The organism is Vibrio sp. 10N.261.55.A10 (assembly GCF_041470825.1).
GTDB classification, from domain to species: Bacteria; Pseudomonadota; Gammaproteobacteria; order Enterobacterales; family Vibrionaceae; genus Vibrio; species Vibrio crassostreae_C.
Genome location: NZ_JBFRNC010000021.1, coordinates 76,550 through 98,630 on the forward strand (window position 1 = coordinate 76,550; position 22,081 = coordinate 98,630).

The window sequence follows — 22,081 nt, forward strand, 5'->3', positions numbered from 1 at the left end:
GTCGTAAAGTTACCCCTATAACGTTAGTCGATCGCGCTGGTTTGAGACAGTTAGTCTCGGTGAACTCTCATATTTTGCGCTATTTTAATCGAATGCTTCATGTTTTCTCGAATAGCCGCTATTTTGGAATGAGAATTGCTAAATGCTTGAGTTAAAGCTAAGACTGACTAAGTGACAGAGAACGCATGTATTCTAAAGAGTCGTATGATGACTCTTGCCTAACTTCTTATCCCTTATAATCGCTATCTCATTAAGTAGGACGTGACTGTGGTAAAACCAAACATAATAAAAACCAGTGAAAACCCACTTCAGACCATCGAAGTTGAAGTGTTTGATGAATATGGCGAAAAGCTAACGAAACAAATTGCGTGCGAGCGCCCTCTTACCGTTATGTTGAACTGGAAAGAGATCGTAACTCTAATGACATTGGGTTCACGCCCGGAAGCATTAGTCTTGGGTTATTTGAAAAACCAAAGCTTCCTTTCTGATCCAGAAGCCGTTGAATCAATCATCATCGACTGGGAAACCAGCTCAGCAGCGGTTATCACCAAAGAAGATACGAGCCAACTTGAGCAAGCGCTTAAGAAGAAGACAGTTACCTCTGGCTGTGGCCAAGGTACCATGTATGGCAACGTGATGAAGCAATTGGAAGATTACCAAGTGCCTCAAACCAAGATTAAGCAATCTGAAATCTATACGGCTCTAGAAGCGCTGACTCATTATAACGACACCTACAAGAAAGCGGGTGCGGTTCATGGCTGTGCTGTTTGCAAAGACGACAAGGTTCTATCGTTTGTTGAAGATGTTGGCCGACACAATGCCGTTGATACATTGGCTGGTGAGATGTGGCTTAACAAAGAGACAGGTGAAGATAAGATCTTCTACACCACAGGCCGTTTAACGTCTGAGATGGTGATTAAGGTTGCGCAGATGGGAATCCCTGTTCTACTGTCACGCTCTGGCGTTACACAAATGGGCTTAGATTTAGCGCAGAAGTTCGGCATAACAACGATTGCTCGTGCTAAAGGCTTGCGCTTCCAAGTCTTTACAGGTGCAGACAAGATAGATTTTGACGTCAAAGGCGAGCAGTAAACGTAAAGTTAACTCGTGCTTAGTTAATTTGTTAAATGGGTGCAGTATCAGCTGCACCTTTTTTATATCCTTAAGTTTCCATTCCAATTCGTCCCCGATACAGGTTTCACGCTTCAGACCATCTAAACCTACACGTATCATGTCTTAAATTAGCTTTTCCTAAAGCAAATCTTGATTTAACACTCCAATAAGCTATTAGTTACATATTCATCAATTTAATGAATCTATTAATAAAAGTTAAAGATGAATATCAACGTCACCGGCTTAAAGGGAATTAACCATGAGTAATCAATCGGAACCTCAGCGTAGACCGCTGTCTCTTTCTATTCGCAGTAAGTTTATTTTAATCAACCTCACCCTGTTTATTTCTGTTTTTATCTATGCCATCTACGAGCAGTTCAGCTTAGACAAATTGGAATCACTGGAGCTCGCTGCGACCGAAAACCTCAGAAGCTCAGTCGATTTATTAACGCTTAGGCGACATGAGAAAGACTTCTTGTCTCGACACGATCAAAAATACGCAGAGCGTTTCGATAAAACTGCCGACACATTGAATCAAAGATTGGTGACGTTGAACCAAACCCTAACCTCGCACGAGCTTCACCTTACCGATCAAATGACTAAAATCTCCGATACCCTTCATCAGTACCAGAAACAGTTCCATCAGATCGTCAATCAAGTGAACGACATTGAACGCACAACCCCACCTTTAGGCTTTGTCGCAACCCTCGATGGAAAAAGAACAGCGCTGAAATCAGCAATCGAATCAGAATCAAGTTTGGCACTGGAACTTGCGTTGTTAGAGCTGATCGAAAAAGACTTCCATTACCTCGCACATATTAATAGCCAAACGAATGCGGCGTTAACCAATGCTCTTGTTGAGTTTGAACCCTACTCCCAAACTTCGATTGCGACTGAACAAGCCTATTCCGAATATAAGGCCGCGGTTGAAACTCTGTTGGTTGCTAACAGCAATCTAGGTTTGTCTGCAGAGTTGGGGCTTAGAGGCGCCTTACGTAGTAATGTTCATCAAACAGAACAAGCCGTTGAAGAAGTGCAGAATGAGATAAGCCAAGCGATTACAGCGGCAGTTAGAAACACACAAAACATGTTACATCTGTTTGGTGCAGCTATCGTCGCTCTGCTTTCTCTGTTATTGGTGTTCATCGGTCGCAACATCCTGGGTCGTATCAAAGCGATAAACGTGATGATGGAGTCTATTGCAAATGGAGATGGAGACTTAACTGTCAGAATGAACGCCAAAGGTAACGACGAACTGGCTCAACTTGCTCACTCGTTCGATACCTTCATCAATAAACTGCACGGCAACATCAAAGAGCTATCCGGCGTGATGACGGTGCTGACAGACAGTTCATGCAGTTCTGAAGAAGCGGCAGTCAAAAGCATGAGCAATGCAGAGAAACAAAAGCAGCAATCTGAATCGGTAGCGACGGCAGTTAACGAGTTAGTGATGACGAGTAATGAGGTGACGGCGAATATCGAAAATGCCGCAACCAATGCCGAGAAGATCAAAGAAAATGCCCATCAAGCGCTACAAAAGACACAATCAACCAACGACAGTATTAATGTCTTAGTAGAAAACATTGCAGAGTCTCAGGATCTCATCGTTCAGCTTGAAGAACAAAGCCGTGAAATCAATCAGGTGGTGACGACTATTCAAGGTATTGCTGAGCAAACTAACCTATTGGCACTTAATGCTGCGATTGAAGCGGCGCGTGCTGGCGATCATGGACGAGGTTTCGCTGTGGTAGCATCCGAAGTACGAGAGCTTTCACTAATGACCAATGATTCAACCCATCAAATAGAATCTACGATTCATGGTTTAACCACTGGGATAGACAAGACCGTCGCTAAGATGACAGCGAGCTTAGAACAAACTGAGCTGGTGAAAAACCAAACCAAAGACGTGGTGAATGCGATAGAAGGAATACACTTTCAAGTTGGCGAGATGTTTGACTTAAACAGCCAGATCTCAACAGCGTCTGAAGAGCAATCGATGGTTTCGGTTGAGATTGACCGAAACATTACTGATATCGCTCACCTTGCTAGTGATACCTATACTGTGGTTTCTGGGTCGGTGCGTTGCAGTGAACAAGTCTCGAGTGTGAGTGTGAAGCTAGAGAAGATTGTCGCGCAATTTAAGTATTAGTGAATAGCGCAAGCTAGTTGATTCGTGTGGTATGGAAAAACAAAAGGCCTCTATCTTATTACCAAGATAGAGGCCTTTATAATTTTGAATACGTACTAACGTGTTATTACGTATCAGCTCTCGCTACACGGTATTAGCCGCGTGCTTTCAAGAACTCAGCGTAAGTACCGCGGAAATCGTTGATCTTGCCATCTTTGATTTCAAGGATACGAGTTGCAAGCGAGTCTACGAATACACGGTCGTGAGATACGAAGAACAATGTGCCTTTGTAGTTCTCAAGAGCCAAGTTAAGCGCTTCGATAGATTCCATATCCATGTGGTTTGTTGGCTCATCCATTAGAAGGATGTTTGGTTTATGCATCATGATCTTACCAAGAAGCATACGACCTTGCTCACCACCAGAGATAACCTTTACAGATTTCTTAATGTCGTCTTGACCAAATAGCATACGACCTAGGAAGCCACGAACAACTTGCTCGTCTTCGCCTTCTTGACGCCATTGGCTCATCCAATCAAACAGGTTCATGTCTTGTTCGAAGTCATGTGCGTGATCTTGAGCGTAGTAACCGATGTTTGAGTTTTCAGACCACTTGTACTCACCAGTGCGAGGCTCAAGAGCGCCAGCTAGTGTGTTAAGTAGTGTTGTTTTACCCACACCGTTCTCACCGATGATAGCAACACGCTCACCTACTTCGAAAATACCGTCGAACTTGTTGTATAGGTCTTCTTCAAAACCTTGAGATAGGTTTTCAACCACAAGTGCGTTACGGAATAGCTCTTTAGACTGTTCGAAACGGATGAATGGGTTTTGACGGCTAGACGCTTTAACTTCGTCTAGTTGGATCTTATCGATCTGCTTAGCACGAGACGTTGCTTGCTTCGCTTTCGATGCGTTAGCAGAGAAACGAGATACGAACGTTTGAAGTTCAGCAATTTGCGCTTTCTTCTTAGCGTTGTCAGACAGTAGACGCTCACGAGCTTGAGTCGCAGCCGTCATGTACTCATCGTAGTTACCTGGGAATAGACGAAGTTCGCCGTAATCAAGGTCAGCCATGTGTGTACAAACAGAGTTTAGGAAGTGACGGTCGTGCGAAATGATGATCATTGTGCAGTTACGTTGGTTTAGCGTGTCTTCCAACCACTTGATGGTGTCCATGTCCAGGTTGTTCGTTGGTTCGTCAAGAAGCATGATATGCGGGTCTGCAAACAGCACTTGAGACAATAGAACACGAAGTTTCCAACCCGGTGCTACTTCGCTCATCAGACCGAAGTGCATTGATTCTTCAATACCTACCGCTAGAAGAAGCTCACCAGCTTTAGCTTCTGCCATGTAACCGTCCATTTCAGCGAACTGAACTTCAAGGTCAGCCACTTTCATGCCGTCTTCTTCGCTCATTTCTGGCAAAGAGTAAATGCGGTCACGCTCTTGCTTAATAGCCCAAAGCTCTTTGTGACCCATGATAACCGTGTCGATTACCGTGAATTCTTCGTAAGCAAACTGGTCTTGGTTTAGCTTAGCAACGCGCTCGTTTGGATCGTAGCTTACGTTACCAGCACTTGGCTCAAGTTCACCAGATAGGATCTTCATGAACGTCGATTTACCACAGCCATTCGCGCCGATTAAACCGTAGCGGTTGCCTTCGCCGAACTTAACTGAAATATTTTCGAAAAGTGGCTTAGCGCCGAATTGTTGGGTGATATTTGCTGTGGAGATCAATGCCATTACCTTTTTAATGTGAAAAACGCCGCAACGTTACTTGTTCAGGGCTTTAACTGCAAGTATTGATTGCAATTACTGGCCATTAAGTGAGTGATAACCTAGCCAAATCATAGTTTGAACTGACTCACATTTTTGGTTTTCTATTTATCGCCGTAAAACCGTCGATTTTAAGGAAAAACAAAATATCGAACAGCGCACCATAATGGGCGGTATATAACGTCCCAAATCATGCCAACCATTGAATATATCGTATGCTGATTGGTCACAGTAAAAGCCAACCCGATCAACGCAACAGAAGACATAATAAAGATGCTCAAATACTAGCCTAATCCCTGACAATTTCATGACAAAATCGCTCGAAACAGGAATAAAGTACTCGCCCCCGACACGGGGTTGGATTTCACAAAGTCAGATTATCTAACTATAGTAATCCTAACCTCATAATTCTAAGAGACTTTTATGCGTTCACTATCGCGCTTCTTAATCCTCACTTTGGCCATTCTCTCTTGGCCTAGTCATGCCAACTTGGAATATGACTTACAATCTCAGCCGCAGGTATCCGATTCTGCTGTTGATCTCGATGATCGAATTGATTCGTTACCCGACCCCCTCTTTATGGAGCCGTCGGACAGACGCCAAGTCAATATATTGCTCGCTGAAGTGCTACAAGTTCAAAAGCAGGAAATCAAAACCTTCGAGCAACAGATAAAAGCCTACAGAGCAAACAACGACGCCGAACAATGGTTTGCCGTTCAAACCAGCTACGTCACGTTGAATAGCTTGAATGTGAGCAAGCAACACCTGTTAGAGCAGACGAACTCCGCTAATAAAGAGCGCCTAACGGGTTTTGGCCCTTACGGCGTAACTCAATTTAAACAAGAGTGGGAATTAACCAAGCTCAACATTGAGTATCTTGTTTACTTCCAGATTCGTAGCTTTAAAGCGCTCGTTAAAGACATCTTTATTTCGCCAGTGCCTGTGATTGGTGCATCGTTAAAAGTGTTGTTTATCTATTTTGGTTTAGCGTGGTGGCTTGCCAACAGCACTCGCTTGATCGAATTGTTCAGAATTAATTTTCTTGAAGCGAAAACGAACCCTCCATTTTTAGTACGTGTGATCTGGTACATCAGCCGCGCTGATCGTGCGATTGCTTGGTTAATTGCGATTACGCTTTCTCTAAGAGTGCTCTCCAGCATCCCTAGCCTGCAACACCTGATTTTCCTTGAGATCTTCACTTGGTGGATTCTAGGTGGTTCGATTGCTATCAGCTTTATTTTGGAATTTGCGTATCGTTTGGGCCGCACATCTAATCAAGAAGTGATTGCGCTGCGCCTATCGACCATTCGCCGTTATGTTTGGAGCTTCATTGTTGCGGGTGTGACTTTGCAAATATCGAGTATCACGCTAGGCAAAGGCACTATCTATAGCTGGATCTACAGCGCCCTATTTTTCTGGTTTGTACTGGTTACCATTTCAGTGCTTAGATTATGGCGTGCGAAAGTCTTCGATACGCTGCAACACATCTCTGATCGTCCGGTATGGGTGAACTGGGCAGTAAACCGCAAGGATACCTTCTTACTTAATATATTGGCGACGGCCATTGGCATCGTATGGTTGAGTGTTTACAACTTCCAACACCGCATCATGGCCTTACTGTCTAATTACACACTGTTTAGCCAAGCTTTGGCGTACCTGTTTAGAATTGAAGTGGCTAAGCAGTCTGACCTTGACAAGAATCAGCAAAACTTGGTTCGAATCAAAGGCGATCAAACCTATGAATACATCCTACCGGGTAATATCGACAGCACGCTGATTGATTACGCCGGTGATGAGGTTAAGCAACTGTCTCGCTACTTGATGTCAGACAGCCCTGCTATCTGTATTGTTTCAGGTGAACGTGGTGTGGGCGCAACAACGCTGCTTTATACCCTGCTGCACAAAGTCTCTAACGCTGAGCCTGTCTACGTAAGTTGCCCTTACGCGGGTTACCAAGAGCTGTTAGCACATCTAGCGGTGAGCATCGGTTTGGAAGAAAAAGCGACTGAGATTCAGATCTTGGCGCATCTTCGTAAAAGCAAGACCACGTACCTGATTGCGATCGACAATGCACAACGTCTAGTTAAGCCAATGGTTGGCGGCTTGTCTGATTTGATCCGTTTAACCAACCTATTGCGCCGTTCTAAAAAGAACCACCGTATCGTGATTTCGATTGCTAAATCGAGCTGGCGATTTGTCGATCGTGCGCGTGGTGAACGTCTGCTGTTTGATTTGGTGTGTTTTCTACCACGTTGGACTGAGAAACAAGTCGGTGAGCTTTTAAACAGCCGTATCAATACGGAGCTTGAGAAGCCGTTATCGTTTGATGGTTTAGTGGTGCCTAAACAGTGGGACCAAGATGACATGAGCGAGGAAGATCGCGCCCGCCAAGGTTTCTACCGAATCTTGTGGCATTACTCTGATGGTAACCCTACCGTTGCTCTTCGCTTCTTCCGACTCTCTTTGAATCGAAACAAAGATACCGATCAAGCAGTGGTGCGCTTGTTCCATGTTCCTGAAGCACAGGAGCTGGAAAACATGCCAAAACCTATGTTGGCTGTGCTTCGTTCTATCGTGCAATTGGAAATCGCTTCTCCGGAAGTATTGTCTGATTGTACGCAGCTAAGTACGGCTGAGATAACCGGTATTCTGCGTTACTTTGAAAGCCGTGGTTATATTGGTTGGCATGAAGAAAAGGCTCGAATTTCCGAGCACTGGTTCCGCCACATTACTAACGTTCTCGACCGTCAACATCTACTGGTGAAGTAAAATGAAGAAGTTATTTATCCTACTATTTGTTGGCTTGGCAAGTGCTGTCAGTTTCCCGACCTTTGCGACGGAAGAGTTAGCCAATGTAGAAAACATCTCAAAGATAGCTAGCCTAGTGCGATGGAGCGGCGTGTTCTTCTCCATGATCGTTATTGCTGCGATGTGGTTACTGCTCAAGTTCATCAACTCAATGGTGACCAGTTTTGGTAGCCAATTCGTGCAATACCGAATGCTGCTACAGAAACTGCAGTCGTTTACTCAGTTCTTTATCTATGTGAGCACAGGTCTTATAGTGTTCATGATGAGCTTTAGAATCAACGACCAAATACTGGCTTTGATTGGTGGTACCCTCGCCGTGTCAGTCGGCTTTGCGCTTAAAGATTTGGCAGCTTCATTCATCGCGGGCATCACGGTAATGATTGATAGGCCCTTTCAAGTTGGTGACCGCGTCACGTTCGAAGGCAACTACGGTGATATCATTACCATTGGTTTGCGTTCAGTGCGAATGAGAACCCTGAACGATGACATCATTACCATTCCGAACAACAAGTTCTTAAATGAAGTGACCACCAGTGGTAACTACGGTGCGTTGGACATGCAGGTGGTGATTCCGTTTTACGTTGGTATGGATGAAGACATCACCCTAGCCCGCGATCTGATTCAAGAAGCGGCGTCTTCAAGTCGTTATATCCACTTGCCGAAACCTGTAACGGTTTTGGTTAAACAGACGATTACCGATAACTACCTAGCAATACAGCTAACTTGTAAGGCTTACGTTGTGGATACTGCGTATGAGAAGCTGTTTGAAACCGACATTACTTTGCGTGTGATGAAAGAGTTTAAGAAGCACAACATCAACCCACCGAAAATTTCAGTAGCGGCGCATTAGGCTTGATGCTTTAGACGTTTGTTGCTTATAGCAAATGACTAGCCATAAATAAAAACACCTCCGAACTTATCGCAAGTGCGGAGGTGTTTTTTATGAGCTTTTTATCTTTAAGCTAATAGTCCTATTGATGCTAAACCTTAAAGTATTTCAATTGCTCAGTAAGGTGTTCTGTAGTGTTCGCCATTTTCTGACTGTCTTCTGCGAGCGATTGTGAGGCTTGGAGTACCTCATTTGCAGCGAGATTAATCCCAGTAACACTTTCACTCATTTCAGTGGCTACCGTGCTTTGCTGCTCCGAGGCTGCGGCAATTTGTGCCACCATGTCATTGGCGTTATGCAGTTCATTCACAATCACATCGAGTTGTTGACGAGTTTCGTTAGACGCGACAACACTGTGATCAACCTTCTCGTTACTGCTTTGCATTGCCTTAAAGGTCCGTTCTGCTTGTTGAGTCAGTTTCTCAATCGTGGATTGCACTTCGTTAGTTGAATTTTGAGTGCGGCTAGCAAGATTTCGAACTTCATCAGCAACCACTGCGAATCCTCTGCCTTGCTCTCCTGCACGTGCCGCTTCTATTGCTGCGTTGAGCGCTAACAAGTTCGTTTGTTCTGATACATCACGAATCACACCAACGACTTGGCTTATTTCGGTGACGCCTGATTGAAGATCTCTGACTAAGTTGTTCGCGGTCGAAATGTTCTCTGAAACCTGAGATATAGTCTCAGACGTTACCTGCATGTTTTGGTCGTTCTGGTTTGCGTGGTCAACAACCTTATTGGTGCTCGCTGCGGTATTCTCGGCATTCACAGCGACATCGGAAATGGTTGCACTCATCTCTGTCATTGCAGTCGATAGTAATTCAAGCTGTGCATGTTGTGAGTTAACACTGGTTGCTGCTTCTTCACTGGCTTGAGCAATGTGGCTCGCCATGTTGCTGGACAAATCCGCCGATTCATTGGCTGTGCGAAGCGTGCTTTGCAGTTTGTCGAGCATGGTATCAATTTGCTGACTCATATCGCCCAGTTCATCTTTGCGTGTCATGTTCATGCGTACACGAAGATCGCCATCAGCAATTTTGTGGGTGTTGTCGATAAGCTTGTTAAGTGGCACTAGGATATTATTTGAAATTGCGTAACCCATCGCAAACAACAAGCCTGACAATACGACCGCAACCAATCCCTCTTTGAGCGCCAATGCATAGAACGCCTCTTGGATGTCCGCAACTAGGATGCCCGAGCCAACAATCCAATTCCACTCTGGGAACAGTTGTACGTAGGAGATCTTGTCTTTGAGTTCACCTTGCGGGCTCATCCATTGGTAATCAAGAAAGCCTTTCTCTTCTGGAGTACGAGAAATGGTGACCATCTCACGCCAGTGGTGTTTCCCCGCACCATCTTTAAAGTTACCCGCGTTCTTGCCATTGAGTTCAGGCTTTAATGGATGGATAACAACGTTGAGTTGCTGGTTTAAGATCCAGAAGTAATTGGTGGTGTCATAACGAAGGGTTTCGATCGCTTGAAGTGCTTGTTTCTTTGCGACCTCTTCACCGAGCACATTACGTTGGTTGTAATAGTAGCTCGCTAAGCTGACTGCAGTTTCGACTTGAGCACTGAGCTTATCTTGGCGCTCTTGCATGGAACTCGCACGCTGCTGCAATAGATTAAAAGTGGACGCCATTACCAATAGAACAACCGATAAAATGACGATGGAGACGAGTTTTGATTTGATAGATAAGTTACTTAATTTCATAGCTGGCTGACTTTATTATTTGTTTTGATTATGGATTTTCGGCCAAGGTATCAAAATTTCGTACAGTTCAGATGATATGCATCAAGATCAAAAGATATACACTGTGTTACATAACCAAAAAGAGGTGCTCGTCAAACCGGCAGAGGTTGAGATTTGGTTTGAGATAGATTAATAGTGCGGAATTTTCGTGCTTGGGCTAAAACGTTCGTGCAATAGCCCAGGCGCGTTAGAAATATTATCAGATGATGATATCAGTGAATTGGTTCTTAGAACTTATAGGTTTGATACTAGCAATTGAGGCGTCGCTTTCTGTTGAAGATAGATACTAAAGCAACTTCCCTTACCTACCTCCGATTCAACTCGGATCTCGCCGCCAGTTTGGCTCAAGATACTCTGAGACACTGACAACCCTAAGCCTGTGCCATCACGTTTGGTGGTATAGAAAGGCGAGAAAATACGTTTCAGTTGTTCTTCCTTAATACCGCAGCCTTCATCTTGAACATGAACGATAGCGCCGTGAGACACGCCATTTTCAACCCAGTCTTCACTCGAAATGGTTAACGTGCCCTGACCGTCCATTGCATGAATCGCGTTCATTTGTAGGTTAACCAGAATCTGTAGCAATTGGTTTCGATTGACTTCGACTGAGGTTTTAGCGTTCAGCTGTGATACGTACACAATGCCTTTCTTCTTCGCACCTGTTTTTACGAGCGTAATACTTTCATCGACAATTGGATTGATATGTTGCCACGTAATTTCGTCTTGTACGCCACCGTGACGGCTGTATTGAAGCAGGCTTCGTGTGATATTTCGAATTCGGTCAATCTGCTCCATGATCGCGTGGACTTCCTCGTCTACACGGCTCACTTCATCGCCCAGTTCAAACTTCATCAGTTCAACGTTGCCAAGAATCACGGCGGTTGGGTTATTGATCTCATGAGCAATGCCTGCTGTTAATTCACCTAACGCGGCTAGCTTTTCATTGACCACCAGCTTATCTCTGGCTTGATTGAGAAGCTTGATATGCAGTTCGAGTTCTTCAGTTTTCTCTTTCAAACTCGCGGTACGAGAATGCACTTTGCACTCTAGTTCAGACGCCGCTTGTTGAATCTCTTGATTGCGCTCGTGCAGTAGATCCAACATCTTGTCGAATTGTTTAGCGAGCAGTGTCAGTTCGTGTTGATCATCCAAACCTAGCGTACCAATGCGCTTGTCTTGCCCCATCTGTACTAGCTTGACGACCTTATGAATGCGTTCAATTGGGTTAAAAAGATCACGCGCACCACGGTGAACGATCAAGCCGGATGCCAACAGCAGCAACACAATGGTAATGCTGATTTCGCCAAGGTTGGTCAAGTAGGTTTCTATCAGCGGCCAAATCAAATAACCGGTGTAAAGCATGCCAATCACATTGTTAAACTGGTCATGGATTGGTTGGTAAGCTGTGATATACCAAGCATCGTAAACATACGCTCGATCTAGCCACTCTTTACCTTCATTCAAGACTTTCGAGTGAACCTCGTGAGAAACACGTGTACCAATCGCGCGCCCTACACTGTCTTCACTGCTCAAAGGCACGTTGGTGCTGACGCGAAGATCATCAAGGAAGACCGTGACCGTACCAATATGACGATTAAACCCTTCTCGTTGTGGATAGATAAGGTTACTGATTTGGTCAACAAGTTGAGTGCTGTTATTCAGTAAGATCCCACCATCCAGAAAACCAATCACATGATCATGTTCATCTTTGATGGATACAACGGTTCGGCTTACCAATCCGCGAGTCTCGACCTCTTGCCCGTTGAGCATCGGAACTTCCGCTTTTTTAGCGAGGTCACGATCGAGATAATTGAGTTCATTACGGCTTAAGACACTGAAAAATGAAGGCTTGTGAGTTAAGTTTAGATATTCGAGTTTCTTTTCCATGCTCTCGACACTGCGCCAGCGCAGAAAATCGAGCTCATAGCGAGATTTGTTCTCAGACACCCAGCGAGTTAGCTCTTCGTGTGAAAGATCACTCGCGAGTTTGGTTCGAAAGTTATAAGACTCGGCGAACGCACGAACGTTGTATGCTTGCTGATTTTGGATCAGGTGAATACTGTTATCGGCAACATCCAAACGCTCATCGACATCAATCAGAGCGCCCTGCCACGTGTAATGTATTGACCAATACAGTGTGATAGCCACAAGCGCGCACAAGGTCAGAATGATCGGAGCAGATGTAAGGAATAATAATCGGTAGCGAACCATGGTTTTGAATCGGAACGCCCACTTTGACCACCAACGACGTCTAATCGGCATATTCAGAGCCTTCTGTGTTCCAATCTTTGTACTTACGCTCTAGCGTTTTACGTGCGACGCCAAGATCTCTTGCAGCTGCCGATTTATTGCCATCATGAAAACTAACCAGCTGTTCTATATGAGATTTTTCTACTTCTTTGAGTGTCCAAGTGTTTGGATAACCCTCGGCAGCGTCTGCATTATTCAAGTTTGGCATTTCCGCACCATGTGACACCGTCACTGAAATGCTAGCGGGAACAGGATCACCATTAATCTCGCGCCAATAGTGTGCTGGTGGCTTGTCTAAAAGAATGCATCGTTCGACTAAGTTTTTAAGTTCACGAATATTTCCCGGCCATTCGTATTCGTTCAACGCCAAGATATCTTCATGTGCCCAATTTGGAACTGGCATGCCAAGCTCGCTCGATAAAAGACGAGTAAAGTATGGAACAAGTTCAATCAGGTCTGACGGGCGCTCTCTCAATGGCACCACATCAATCTTAAGTACATTGAGTCGGTAGAACAGATCGCGGCGGAAGTGCCCTTTATCGACCTCTTCTTGAAGATTTCGGTTGGTCGCCGCCACCACTCGTACGTCAACGGAAATTTCCTTTTCGCTACCGACTGGACGAATGGTTCTTTGCTCTAACACGCGTAGCAATGCAGCTTGCATTGGCAGTGGCATTTCACCAATTTCATCAAGGAACAAGGTGCCACCACTTGCGACTCGGAAAAGACCTTCACGGTTTTTCTTCGCACCAGTAAATGCGCCTGAGGTATGTCCAAACAGTTCACTTTCTAGAAGCTCTGGAGCAATTGCACCACAGTTGATTGGCACAAATGGACCTGTGCGTTTACTGGCTTCATGTACACCACGAGCAACCAGCTCTTTGCCGGTACCCGACTCACCTTCTATCAAGACGGACGCTCGAGACGGTGCAAATTGACTGATCAGCAATTTAAGTTGTTTGGTCTTGTCTGAATTGCCAATCAGTTCAGTCTTGATATGACGACTCACATCACGCTTCAACGCGTACTGCATTCTTTGGTCGAGTCGCTTATCCATACAACGCAGAACCGCTTGTATCATCTGTTCGAGGTTGAACGGCTTAAGAATAAAATCTGAAGCACCAAGCTTAAGCGCGGATATGGTCATCTCTAGATCGGCATAACCCGTCATGAAAATCACATCGGCGCGTTTGTCGTTGTCGTTAAACGCCTCTTCCCACTCAATGCCAGAGCGGCCTGGTAGGTTGATATCAAGGACAATCAGATCAAAATGTTCGCTTGAACGCAGCGTTTCAGCCTCTTCAACCGACCCTGCGCTCGACACCTTGCCAAAGAACTTACCTAGTGCTTTCTTTAAGATAGCCTGCATACCCAATTCATCATCGACGACCAAAACGGAAAAGGCCTGATACTGAGTCAATGTGTTCGGGTTGAGATTGGATGCAGATGAACTAGGTAAAGACATAATGATTAGCCGGTGAGAAAAGTTGGGACAGAGTGTACCAATTAACCTTTTCTCCAACAGGGACAATGTGCGACATTTTGTCCTAGCTCATGTTTTGATTCATTTTAACGGGGTAAAAGACTCAGTTTTGTCCGAAATAACAGCAATTTAAAGAAATCTGATGCATTATTTGTTGGCATTAAGATTGCTTATAAGGTGTAGATTTCTAATTACAACAATTAGCGTCTTATGCACATGCCCTCTTTGAGCCCTTTAAAATTGAAGGCATGTCATTCATTTATAACAGAATGGACATAATAATAATGAAAGCAATTCCCCTAACTATTGCAGCTCTATCTATCGTCAGTTACACGGCTAGCAGCGCGGAAGACACCACTCATATTAAGTTGGCGACAACCACAAGTACTTATCACTCTGGTCTACTGGACTACTTATTGCCTGAGTTCGAAAAAGATTCTGGTATCAAGGTTGATGTTCTAGCTGCGGGTACCGGTAAATCACTTCGCATGGGCGAAAATGGTGATGTTGATTTGGTAATGACTCACGCACCAAAAGCTGAAGCGAATTTCGTAGAAAAAGGCTACGGCGTTTTACCTCGTAAGCTGATGTACAACGACTTTGTGATTGTGGGCCCTCAAAGTGACCCAGCAAAAATTGAATCTCAAAAAGCTGTAGCTGATGTATTCAAAGCAATCGCAACCAACAACGCGACGTTTGTGTCTCGTGGTGACGATTCAGGCACGCACAAGAAAGAGATGGGCATTTGGGCACAGACCAAAATGGAACCAAACTTTGGTGGCTACCGCAGTGTTGGTCAAGGCATGGGCCCTACTCTGAACATGGCGTCTGAAATGCAAGGCTACACCATGACAGACCGTGGCACATGGTTGGCTTACCAAAACAAACTGGATCTTAAAATCCTTTTCCAAGGTGACAAGAACCTATTCAACCCTTACCAAGTAATCCTTGTTAACCCAGAGCGCTACCCAAGCATTAACTACCAAGCAGCGAAAGTATTCAGTGATTGGTTGGTGAACCCTAAAGGTCAGAAACTGATTAACGACTTTAAACTGCATGGCAAACAGCTGTTTGTAGCGAGCGCAGAGTAGTTTTTCGTCAGCGTAGATTCGTTTATAACAAGCTGAGAATGGTTTGTTGTAAGTACTAATTCCAATTAGCACTACGCTTAACTAACCAGTTAACTGAAGCATTTAAAGAAACAATAGCTGGCCAATATAGGCTCAATAATATTGTGTCAGCTATGATTAACATCAGTCATTACCGATAAAGACCTATTATCGATTCACACGAGATACTTCATGACCCTATGGCAAACAACGATTGATGCAATGAACCTACTAGTGAGTTTTGACCACGAATTGTGGAAAATCGTCGCGGTATCTTTCAGCGTATCTTTGTCCGCCATCTCATTAGTGATTATTCCTGCAATCATCATGGCTTTCTTATTGGCTTATACCGAGTTCCCCGGGAAGTGGGCATTATTATCGGTGATCAACACCCTGCAAGCTATCCCAACCGTGGTTATCGGTTTGTTGATGTACATGATGCTCTCTCGCTCTGGCCCGTTAGGTGATTGGGAATTACTGTTCACCCAAAAGGCGATGATTCTAGGTCAGATGCTGATCTGTTTCCCAATCCTAGTCGCGATGATGCACGGCGCTCTGCAGGCCAGTGACCGCCGAGCGGTTGAAACGGCGCGCACGCTTGGCGTATCAACGACTCGTGTGGCGTGTACGTTAATTTGGGAAACGCGCTTCCCTCTTTTAGCTGCAACTATCGCTGCCTTCTCTCGTATCGTCACTGAGGTTGGTTGTTCAATGATGGTCGGTGGCAACATTATGGGGATGACAAGAAACATCCCAACAGCTATCGCTATGGAAAGCCACAAAGGCGCATTCGCTCAAGGCGTCGCCCTCGGTATGGTGTTATTAGCATTGGCATTAGCCCTTAACTTTTTCCTTTCCAGTGTGAGAGGAAAAGGCTATTTAAGAACTTAGGAACGCTGTCATGAGTATAAAAATAACAACGCAGCAAATTTCAATGCGCTACAAAGAGCGTGTTTTGTTCCATATTCCCGAATTGTCGATCGGCCCCAACGATGCCATTTATCTCAAAGGAGATAATGGTGTGGGTAAAACGACCCTACTTAAAATATTGTCTGGATTGATTCAGCCCAGCTCTGGCCGCATTCAGTCTCCGACACAAAGCTGGCAGCAGATCTTATTCCCTAGGCTCAAGTTCAAAGACATTATCTACCTGCATCAAACCCCCTATCTTTTTGATGGTTCGGTGTACCAAAATGTCGCTTATGGCATTCGCTTTAACAAAGAGAGCCAAAAAGATAAGCGAGCTCAAATAATTAATGCATTGAGAATGGTAGGTTTAGAAACCTTGGCAGATGAACACATTTCTGTGTTGTCTGGTGGTGAGCGTCAACGCGTTGCAATGGCACGAGCCTGGATTCTTAAGCCGTCAATCTTGCTTATGGATGAACCAAGTGCCTCTTTAGACAAAGAATCTATTGAAAGATTGGTGATAATGGCCGAAGATCTTCTTCAAAGAGGCGCGAGTTTAGTCATCACTAGTCACCAAACTAACGCGTTAACCGACTTATGTAAGAAGCAATGGTGGATCAAAGACAATACTTTGACCGAATCGCCGCTTCTGCAAGTTATTCAGAAAGATAAAGCACAAGAGAATATTTATGCTGCTTCCAACGCAAACTAGTTGGGTTATTTTGGCTGGCGGACAGGCCAGCCGCATGGGCGGAAAAGATAAAGGACTTGTTGAGCTCAACGGTTCTCCGCTTATTCAATACGTTATAAACAAGCTGTCACAACAAGATGTCAGCATCACTATCAATGCCAATCGTAACTTAGACAGTTACCAAGCATTTGCTCCGGTTGTTTCCGATTCTTTCCCTGACTACCCAGGTCCGTTGGGTGGCATTCATGCTGGCCTTAAAAACGCGAACACAGACTGGGTTGGCTTCGTTCCTTGTGACAGCCCACAAATCAGTGACGACCTTGTTGAGCGTTTTTGTTCTGCAGTTAAAGAAGACAGCGACATTCTTGTCGCGCATGATGGCGAATTTAAGCAACCTGTATTCACCCTATTCCACAAGCGTGTTCTACCAAAGTTAGAAGCGTTTTTGGAACGTGGTGATCGTAAAATCATCTTGCTATACAAAGAGTGTGTCACCGAATACGTTGATTTTAGCGATTCTCCTAACTGCTTTGTAAACTTGAATACGCCAGAAGAACTCACCCAATTCGGAACGCTTCAATAATGAAAGATTCTAAACAACGCCCTAACCTTCCTTTATTGGGCTTTGCTGCTTATAGCGGTACAGGCAAAACGACCGTACTTGAAGCCCTGCTTCCTCTGTTGACTGATGCGGGTTTAAAAGTTGGCGTGTTAAAACATGCTCACCACGATTTTGATGTCGATAAGCCGGGTAAAGACAGTTACCGCTTACGTAAAGCGGGCGCGAACCAAATGTTGATTGCTTCTCGTAATCGTCACGTGATGATGACAGAAACACCAGAAGCCGAAGCAGATTTTTATTACCTGCTGACTCGATTTGATACCAACACGCTTGATCTGATTTTGGTTGAAGGCTGTAAGAACATCGCCTTCCCTAAAATTGAACTGCACCGAGATGAAGTGGGCAAACCTTGGTTATATCCAAACGATAACAACATTATTGCTATCGCGGCAGACAGCCAAGTTGAATCAGAGCTGCCACAAATGGCGATCAGCGACTTAGAAGCGATTCGTGATTTCATCATCGATTACGCGCAGTCCTTTGACCTTGTCTCTACAACAGGCAGAGCCGTGTCATGCTCACCTTCAAAAGACGCAGCGCCAGCTGTTTGTTGTGATTCGTTCTCTCCTGCAGGTTTAACCGTTACTCAAGGCCAACAAAAGATTGTTGATAGCATTGACGCACTCGATCTCACAGAGAGTGTTGAATTACTGCAAGGCTACGGCCGCGTGCTGGCTGAAGATGTGATTTCGCCAATCAACGTTCCTCAGAATACCAACTCTGCAATGGACGGTTATGCAATTCGTAGTGAAGATCTAGAATTGGACAGTTACAACATCGTTGCTGAAGTCATGGCGGGTCACAGCTACGAGCAAATCGTGCAACAAGGTGAAGCCGTTAAAATCATGACCGGCGCACCAATGCCAGAAGGCGTTGATGTTGTCGTGATGCGTGAACAAGCCGTCCAAGATGGCGATAAAGTTAGCTTCCCTGATGCTAAAATCTCGGTTGGACAAAATGTCCGTATGGCAGGTGAAGATTTAGAAATCGGCCAACCTGTCTTTACACGTGGCACACGCATTGAAGCGCCAGAAATGGGCATGATGGCGTCGTTAGGTTTTGGTACCTGCCCTGTTCTGCGTAAAGTGAAAGTGGGTGTGTTCTCTACGGGTGATGAAGTTCAAGCGCCGGGTCACGAGCAAAAACCAAACTCTATCTATGACTCAAATCGTTTTACTATTATCGGCATGCTTCAAAAGCTCGGCTGTGACATCGTCGATTACGGCATCATTGAAGATGATGAGCAGAAGATGATGGATGTGCTGCATTCTGCGTCGCTTGAAACCGATATGGTTTTGACTTCTGGTGGTGTGTCTGTTGGTGATGCGGATTACATCAAGCTTGCGTTAGATAAACTGGGTGAAATCAACTTCTGGCGTATCAACATGCGTCCAGGTCGCCCATTGGCTTACGGTAAGATTGAGAACAAGCCGTTCTTTGGTTTACCGGGTAACCCTGTTGCTGTGATGGTGTCGTTCATTAACTTTGTTGAGCCTGCGATCCGCAAGCTTCAAGGTCAAACGAACTGGACACCAGTAAAAGCAAATGCTGTAGCAACTGAACAACTGCGCTCACGCCAAGGCCGTACTGAATTTAGCCGTGGTGTGTTCTCGATGAATGAATCTGGCGTGCTTGAAGTGAAAACAACGGGCAGGCAAGGTTCAGGTATTCTGCGTTCAATGAGTGAAGCGAACTGCTTAATCGAAATCTCTCCAGCAGTTGATACTGTGAAAGTTGGCGAGACAGTGACGATCATTCCTCTGCAAGGTCGTGTTTGATTTAGCACGACCTAGATTTACCATAGCTTCTCAATATACAAAAGAAGCCCGCTTATATTCGATATAAGCGGGCTTCTTTTTTGTTCGTACAGAGAAAGCTAGAGTGATATGCCGATTAGTTTAAACGACCGTGGGCTTATCTAACGGACAATTGGATAAGTCGCAGTTATTCAGATAGCAGTCGATAAGATTATAATTGTTACGACCACCTTCTTTCACTCGATACAGTTGCTTGTCTGCGATGTCACAAATCATCTTGAAGTTGCTATCCACGTTGTCGCTAACAAGCTCAACGTTTACCCCGCCGATTGATAAGGTAAGTTGCTTGGCTCTGATCGCTTTAGGACTGACTAACGCCAACTCATACAATGTATTTCTAAGAGTAACGACTTTCTTTTCGATATCTTCGCTACTTTGACCAAAGCAGATTGCCATAAACTCGTCCCCGCCATATCGGAACAAGTAATCGTTCTTGGCCGAGAATGTACTTCTCAGCAAACGACTAAGAATACGAAGCGCTTCATCACCTTGTAAGTGACCATGAAAATCGTTGTAGGCTTTGTACTCATCAATATCAATCATCAATACTGCAAGTGACCGTTTTTGCGTATAAGCATTACGAATCAACACAGGTGTAATTTTGTCGAGTTGATAGCGATTCGATAAACCCGTTAATGGGTCTGTCGTGCTCAATACCTCAAGCGTTTGATTGGCACTCTCTAAGCGCTGCCTTTGCTTTTGATTCTCAAGCGAGACAGCAATGAAACTCGCCAAATGCTCGATTAACTGACAATGGTGTTGTTGGTATTGGTTGGGTAAATGATGCTGTATGGACAACAGCCCTATCACTCTTTCATTGAGAATGATCGGCGTCAGAATGATGGAGTTGGTGTCTGGTTTGTCTTTAACCACCACTAAGTCGTCATCTTTACGTGAGGCCTTGTCAACATAAGGCTCTAGCGCATCATCGGTGACGCTGTTCAAATGCACTGTTGCTCGTTTACGAATTACATAAGTACCGACGGTTTGGTTATCTTGGCAAGTAACTTTGAGGTTTTGTACCAAGCCTTGAGTATCGACAAAGTATTGGTAGTCGAGTATGTCGGACTCGTCGTCATACAGCGCAATACCAAATTCGAACGTCGGCAGAATCGTGTTTATCTTACTGAGGATTTCAGGAAGCACGCTATACAGATCAGGAGCGGTAGCAATGAACTGACCGATATCGGTAATCGCGCCCATGTACTTTTGCATTTGGGTAAACACTTCGTGCTGTTGTTTGTCTCTTAGAGTGTCCACGCTTTGTAGAATACGGTTGCTTTGTTTGCGTTCGTAAGCCTTGAGGTATTTTTCCGAAAGCTCGATATGTTCCGTTTGCAGTGATGCAAGGCCATTACAATCTTGTTGAAGGTGAAAGATTTTCGCCTTGGTCTTCGCGTAAATACTATAGAAGTGGTAACTGTTTTTGAGCTCAAAGTTCTGCTCAAGGAAAAGACATCTTTCTTGGGCTTGTTCAAGCTCCCCTATTTCCACCAAATATTGAAACCAACACACCAAGTTTTCCATTCGATTATGGTCGTCGTTGATTTTCAGGAAATATTGTTCCGCTTGATAAAACACATCAAGCACGTCACTTGGAGCAAAACAGCCTTGTTGAACCCTACCTTGCTGAACCATAGTTTGAGCTAGGTATCCGTGACACAGTGCGAACGTTCTATTACTTGAGAGTGACTCGGCTATCTTCTTCGCTTCAGCGATTGCTCGAATCGCTTGGTCAAATTCTCCGGTATACGCACAACCATAAGCGAGGTTAAGGTGGCTCACTGCACAATCTAGCTGGCGGTTAGCATTCTGAGATGACGTTACCGCTTTACGTGCATACTGTTTTGCTTCTTCGAACTTTCCTAAGCTCAAATGCATGTCACTCAGGTTGCAATAGATGAGCGCTCGAATATTGTCATCAACAAGATGTAAGTTCTCTAACGTCTTTGCATAACACGCATAAGCCGATTGGTATTCACTACAATCGTTATAAACCGACGCCAATAGACCGTTGACGAAAACAGTGAGTTGAACTTCTTCTGGTTGGGTTGCATTTAAGCAGGTTTTATAATGTTCGACAGCATCAAGTAGATTGTCTTGGCGATCACTTTTGTACGCCTTCAGAAAAAGCGCAATAGACTCTGGGAACGGTTGATTATGGTCACGGCATATCTTTCTTACTCGCGCATCAACTTCTTCTAATCCTTTGATTCCAGGATAGTTTTGAATTCGAGTGATGATTCCCATAATCTGAGGGTAAAGCGTGTTGATCATAAATTAGATTTAAGCCGATCAAACATATAAATTGTGATTAGTGTACCATAAAATATTTTTGCGACTTACTGCTCGCTTTATTGATATCGCTAATATTTCAAGATTTTTTATCATAACCTTGAGCCACGTACGCTTTTTATGTAGAGTGCGCGCAAAGTAATAATTCTATTGGAGAGCACCATGGCTCGTACCATTCTGTACACTTACAAAGACGAAGACAAAGAGTTACTGTTTTCAAAACAAGAACACCGCACGATCCAAGAAGCTGTTGCTGCAGCTGAAGGCATCGATATCTCTGAGTATCTAAAAACTGAGCAACAGCTTGAGTTGATTTCTGATACTAAAGCGGTTCGCAACTACCAAGACAACTACTTCCGCAAGCTTGGCTTTACTAAGCTTACGTTGAAGCAAAAAGACAATCTTGGTGTTGGTAAAAAGAAGAAGTAAGCCCTCTGGCT

At 44.5% G+C, this 22,081-nt stretch carries 15 protein-coding genes; 10 read left to right on the forward strand and 5 right to left on the reverse strand.

Translation table 11 applies throughout. The annotated features are described in order from the left end of the window. Positions 1-267 precede the first annotated feature (267 nt). Both AB4274_RS06015 and AB4274_RS06020 read left to right on the forward strand, forming a co-directional pair. A complete protein-coding gene (locus AB4274_RS06015; protein WP_017063873.1) occupies positions 268-1,092 on the forward strand; it encodes a formate dehydrogenase accessory sulfurtransferase FdhD in 825 nt (274 codons plus the stop codon). 280 nt (positions 1,093-1,372) lie between these two features. After that, positions 1,373-3,262 (forward strand): methyl-accepting chemotaxis protein, encoded by a 1,890-nt coding sequence (locus tag AB4274_RS06020; protein ID WP_372111325.1) that lies wholly within the window; start codon positions 1,373-1,375, stop codon positions 3,260-3,262. Positions 3,263-3,395: 133 nt separating this feature from the next. On the opposite strand, the gene AB4274_RS06025 is transcribed toward AB4274_RS06020, so the two are convergent. Continuing rightward, the gene (locus tag AB4274_RS06025; protein ID WP_050650342.1) at positions 3,396-4,979 is read right to left on the reverse strand and encodes an ABC-F family ATPase; all 1,584 of its coding nucleotides are present in this window, start codon (positions 4,977-4,979) and stop codon (positions 3,396-3,398) included. A 462-nt stretch (positions 4,980-5,441) separates the two neighbouring features. Between AB4274_RS06025 and AB4274_RS06030 the strand changes: the two genes are divergently transcribed. Further along, positions 5,442-7,787 carry an ATP-binding protein gene (locus tag AB4274_RS06030; protein WP_372055927.1) on the forward strand — a complete coding sequence of 782 codons (2,346 nt, stop codon included), beginning with the start codon at positions 5,442-5,444 and terminating at the stop codon, positions 7,785-7,787. Position 7,788: 1 nt separating this feature from the next. Next, positions 7,789-8,676: a mechanosensitive ion channel family protein gene (locus AB4274_RS06035; RefSeq protein ID WP_048612067.1), complete on the forward strand. Its 888-nt coding sequence runs from the start codon at positions 7,789-7,791 to the stop codon at positions 8,674-8,676. 130 nt (positions 8,677-8,806) lie between these two features. Here the strand turns inward: AB4274_RS06035 and AB4274_RS06040 are convergent, their stop codons facing one another. The 3 genes from AB4274_RS06040 to AB4274_RS06050 all read right to left on the reverse strand — a co-directional run bounded on the left by AB4274_RS06040 (position 8,807) and on the right by AB4274_RS06050 (position 14,180). After that, positions 8,807-10,426: a methyl-accepting chemotaxis protein gene (locus AB4274_RS06040; RefSeq protein ID WP_372111328.1), complete on the reverse strand. Its 1,620-nt coding sequence runs from the start codon at positions 10,424-10,426 to the stop codon at positions 8,807-8,809. A 273-nt stretch (positions 10,427-10,699) separates the two neighbouring features. Further along, the gene (locus tag AB4274_RS06045) at positions 10,700-12,727 is read right to left on the reverse strand and encodes a cache domain-containing protein (RefSeq protein WP_017059613.1); all 2,028 of its coding nucleotides are present in this window, start codon (positions 12,725-12,727) and stop codon (positions 10,700-10,702) included. Beyond that, on the reverse strand, positions 12,717-14,180 hold the full coding sequence (locus tag AB4274_RS06050; protein WP_029235435.1) for a sigma-54 dependent transcriptional regulator: 1,464 nt from the start codon (positions 14,178-14,180) through the stop codon (positions 12,717-12,719). Before AB4274_RS06050 ends, AB4274_RS06045 begins: the two co-directional genes overlap by 11 nt. Before the next feature lie 302 nt (positions 14,181-14,482). On the opposite strand from AB4274_RS06050, the gene AB4274_RS06055 reads away from it, so the two are divergent. From AB4274_RS06055 to AB4274_RS06075, 5 genes are all read left to right on the forward strand, one after another. After that, positions 14,483-15,289 (forward strand): substrate-binding domain-containing protein, encoded by an 807-nt coding sequence (locus AB4274_RS06055; RefSeq protein WP_017068185.1) that lies wholly within the window; start codon positions 14,483-14,485, stop codon positions 15,287-15,289. Between the two features lie 210 nt (positions 15,290-15,499). Then, the gene (locus AB4274_RS06060) at positions 15,500-16,198 is read left to right on the forward strand and encodes an ABC transporter permease (RefSeq protein WP_017059610.1); all 699 of its coding nucleotides are present in this window, start codon (positions 15,500-15,502) and stop codon (positions 16,196-16,198) included. A gap of 10 nt (positions 16,199-16,208) precedes the next feature. After that, complete coding sequence (locus tag AB4274_RS06065) at positions 16,209-16,928, forward strand: energy-coupling factor ABC transporter ATP-binding protein (protein WP_004733775.1); 720 nt, start codon at positions 16,209-16,211, stop codon at positions 16,926-16,928. Continuing rightward, positions 16,906-17,490 carry a molybdenum cofactor guanylyltransferase MobA gene (mobA, locus tag AB4274_RS06070; RefSeq protein WP_017067176.1) on the forward strand — a complete coding sequence of 195 codons (585 nt, stop codon included), beginning with the start codon at positions 16,906-16,908 and terminating at the stop codon, positions 17,488-17,490. Before AB4274_RS06065 ends, mobA begins: the two co-directional genes overlap by 23 nt. Further along, positions 17,490-19,307 carry a bifunctional molybdopterin-guanine dinucleotide biosynthesis adaptor protein MobB/molybdopterin molybdotransferase MoeA gene (locus tag AB4274_RS06075; RefSeq protein WP_372111331.1) on the forward strand — a complete coding sequence of 606 codons (1,818 nt, stop codon included), beginning with the start codon at positions 17,490-17,492 and terminating at the stop codon, positions 19,305-19,307. The genes mobA and AB4274_RS06075 overlap by 1 nt, the downstream gene beginning before the upstream one ends. Before the next feature lie 120 nt (positions 19,308-19,427). Here AB4274_RS06075 and AB4274_RS06080 read toward each other — a convergent pair whose 3' ends face one another. Beyond that, on the reverse strand, positions 19,428-21,623 hold the full coding sequence (locus AB4274_RS06080) for a diguanylate cyclase (RefSeq protein ID WP_372111333.1): 2,196 nt from the start codon (positions 21,621-21,623) through the stop codon (positions 19,428-19,430). A 180-nt stretch (positions 21,624-21,803) separates the two neighbouring features. Here AB4274_RS06080 and AB4274_RS06085 point away from each other — a divergent pair, with 180 nt between their 5' ends. Beyond that, positions 21,804-22,070: a DUF2960 family protein gene (locus AB4274_RS06085; protein ID WP_017063882.1), complete on the forward strand. Its 267-nt coding sequence runs from the start codon at positions 21,804-21,806 to the stop codon at positions 22,068-22,070. Positions 22,071-22,081: the final 11 nt, after the last annotated feature.

Coding starts and splice junctions, on each gene's coding strand:
- AB4274_RS06080 (WP_372111333.1), bottom strand. CDS start 21,623: ATGATCAACACGCTTTACCCTCAGATTATGGGAATCATCACTCGAATT.
- AB4274_RS06085 (WP_017063882.1), top strand. CDS start 21,804: ATGGCTCGTACCATTCTGTACACTTACAAAGACGAAGACAAAGAGTTA.
- AB4274_RS06060 (WP_017059610.1), top strand. CDS start 15,500: ATGACCCTATGGCAAACAACGATTGATGCAATGAACCTACTAGTGAGT.
- mobA (WP_017067176.1), top strand. CDS start 16,906: ATGCTGCTTCCAACGCAAACTAGTTGGGTTATTTTGGCTGGCGGACAG.
- AB4274_RS06055 (WP_017068185.1), top strand. CDS start 14,483: ATGAAAGCAATTCCCCTAACTATTGCAGCTCTATCTATCGTCAGTTAC.
- AB4274_RS06045 (WP_017059613.1), bottom strand. CDS start 12,727: ATGCCGATTAGACGTCGTTGGTGGTCAAAGTGGGCGTTCCGATTCAAA.
- AB4274_RS06030 (WP_372055927.1), top strand. CDS start 5,442: ATGCGTTCACTATCGCGCTTCTTAATCCTCACTTTGGCCATTCTCTCT.
- AB4274_RS06065 (WP_004733775.1), top strand. CDS start 16,209: ATGAGTATAAAAATAACAACGCAGCAAATTTCAATGCGCTACAAAGAG.
- AB4274_RS06075 (WP_372111331.1), top strand. CDS start 17,490: ATGAAAGATTCTAAACAACGCCCTAACCTTCCTTTATTGGGCTTTGCT.
- AB4274_RS06040 (WP_372111328.1), bottom strand. CDS start 10,426: ATGAAATTAAGTAACTTATCTATCAAATCAAAACTCGTCTCCATCGTC.
- AB4274_RS06050 (WP_029235435.1), bottom strand. CDS start 14,180: ATGTCTTTACCTAGTTCATCTGCATCCAATCTCAACCCGAACACATTG.
- AB4274_RS06035 (WP_048612067.1), top strand. CDS start 7,789: ATGAAGAAGTTATTTATCCTACTATTTGTTGGCTTGGCAAGTGCTGTC.
- AB4274_RS06020 (WP_372111325.1), top strand. CDS start 1,373: ATGAGTAATCAATCGGAACCTCAGCGTAGACCGCTGTCTCTTTCTATT.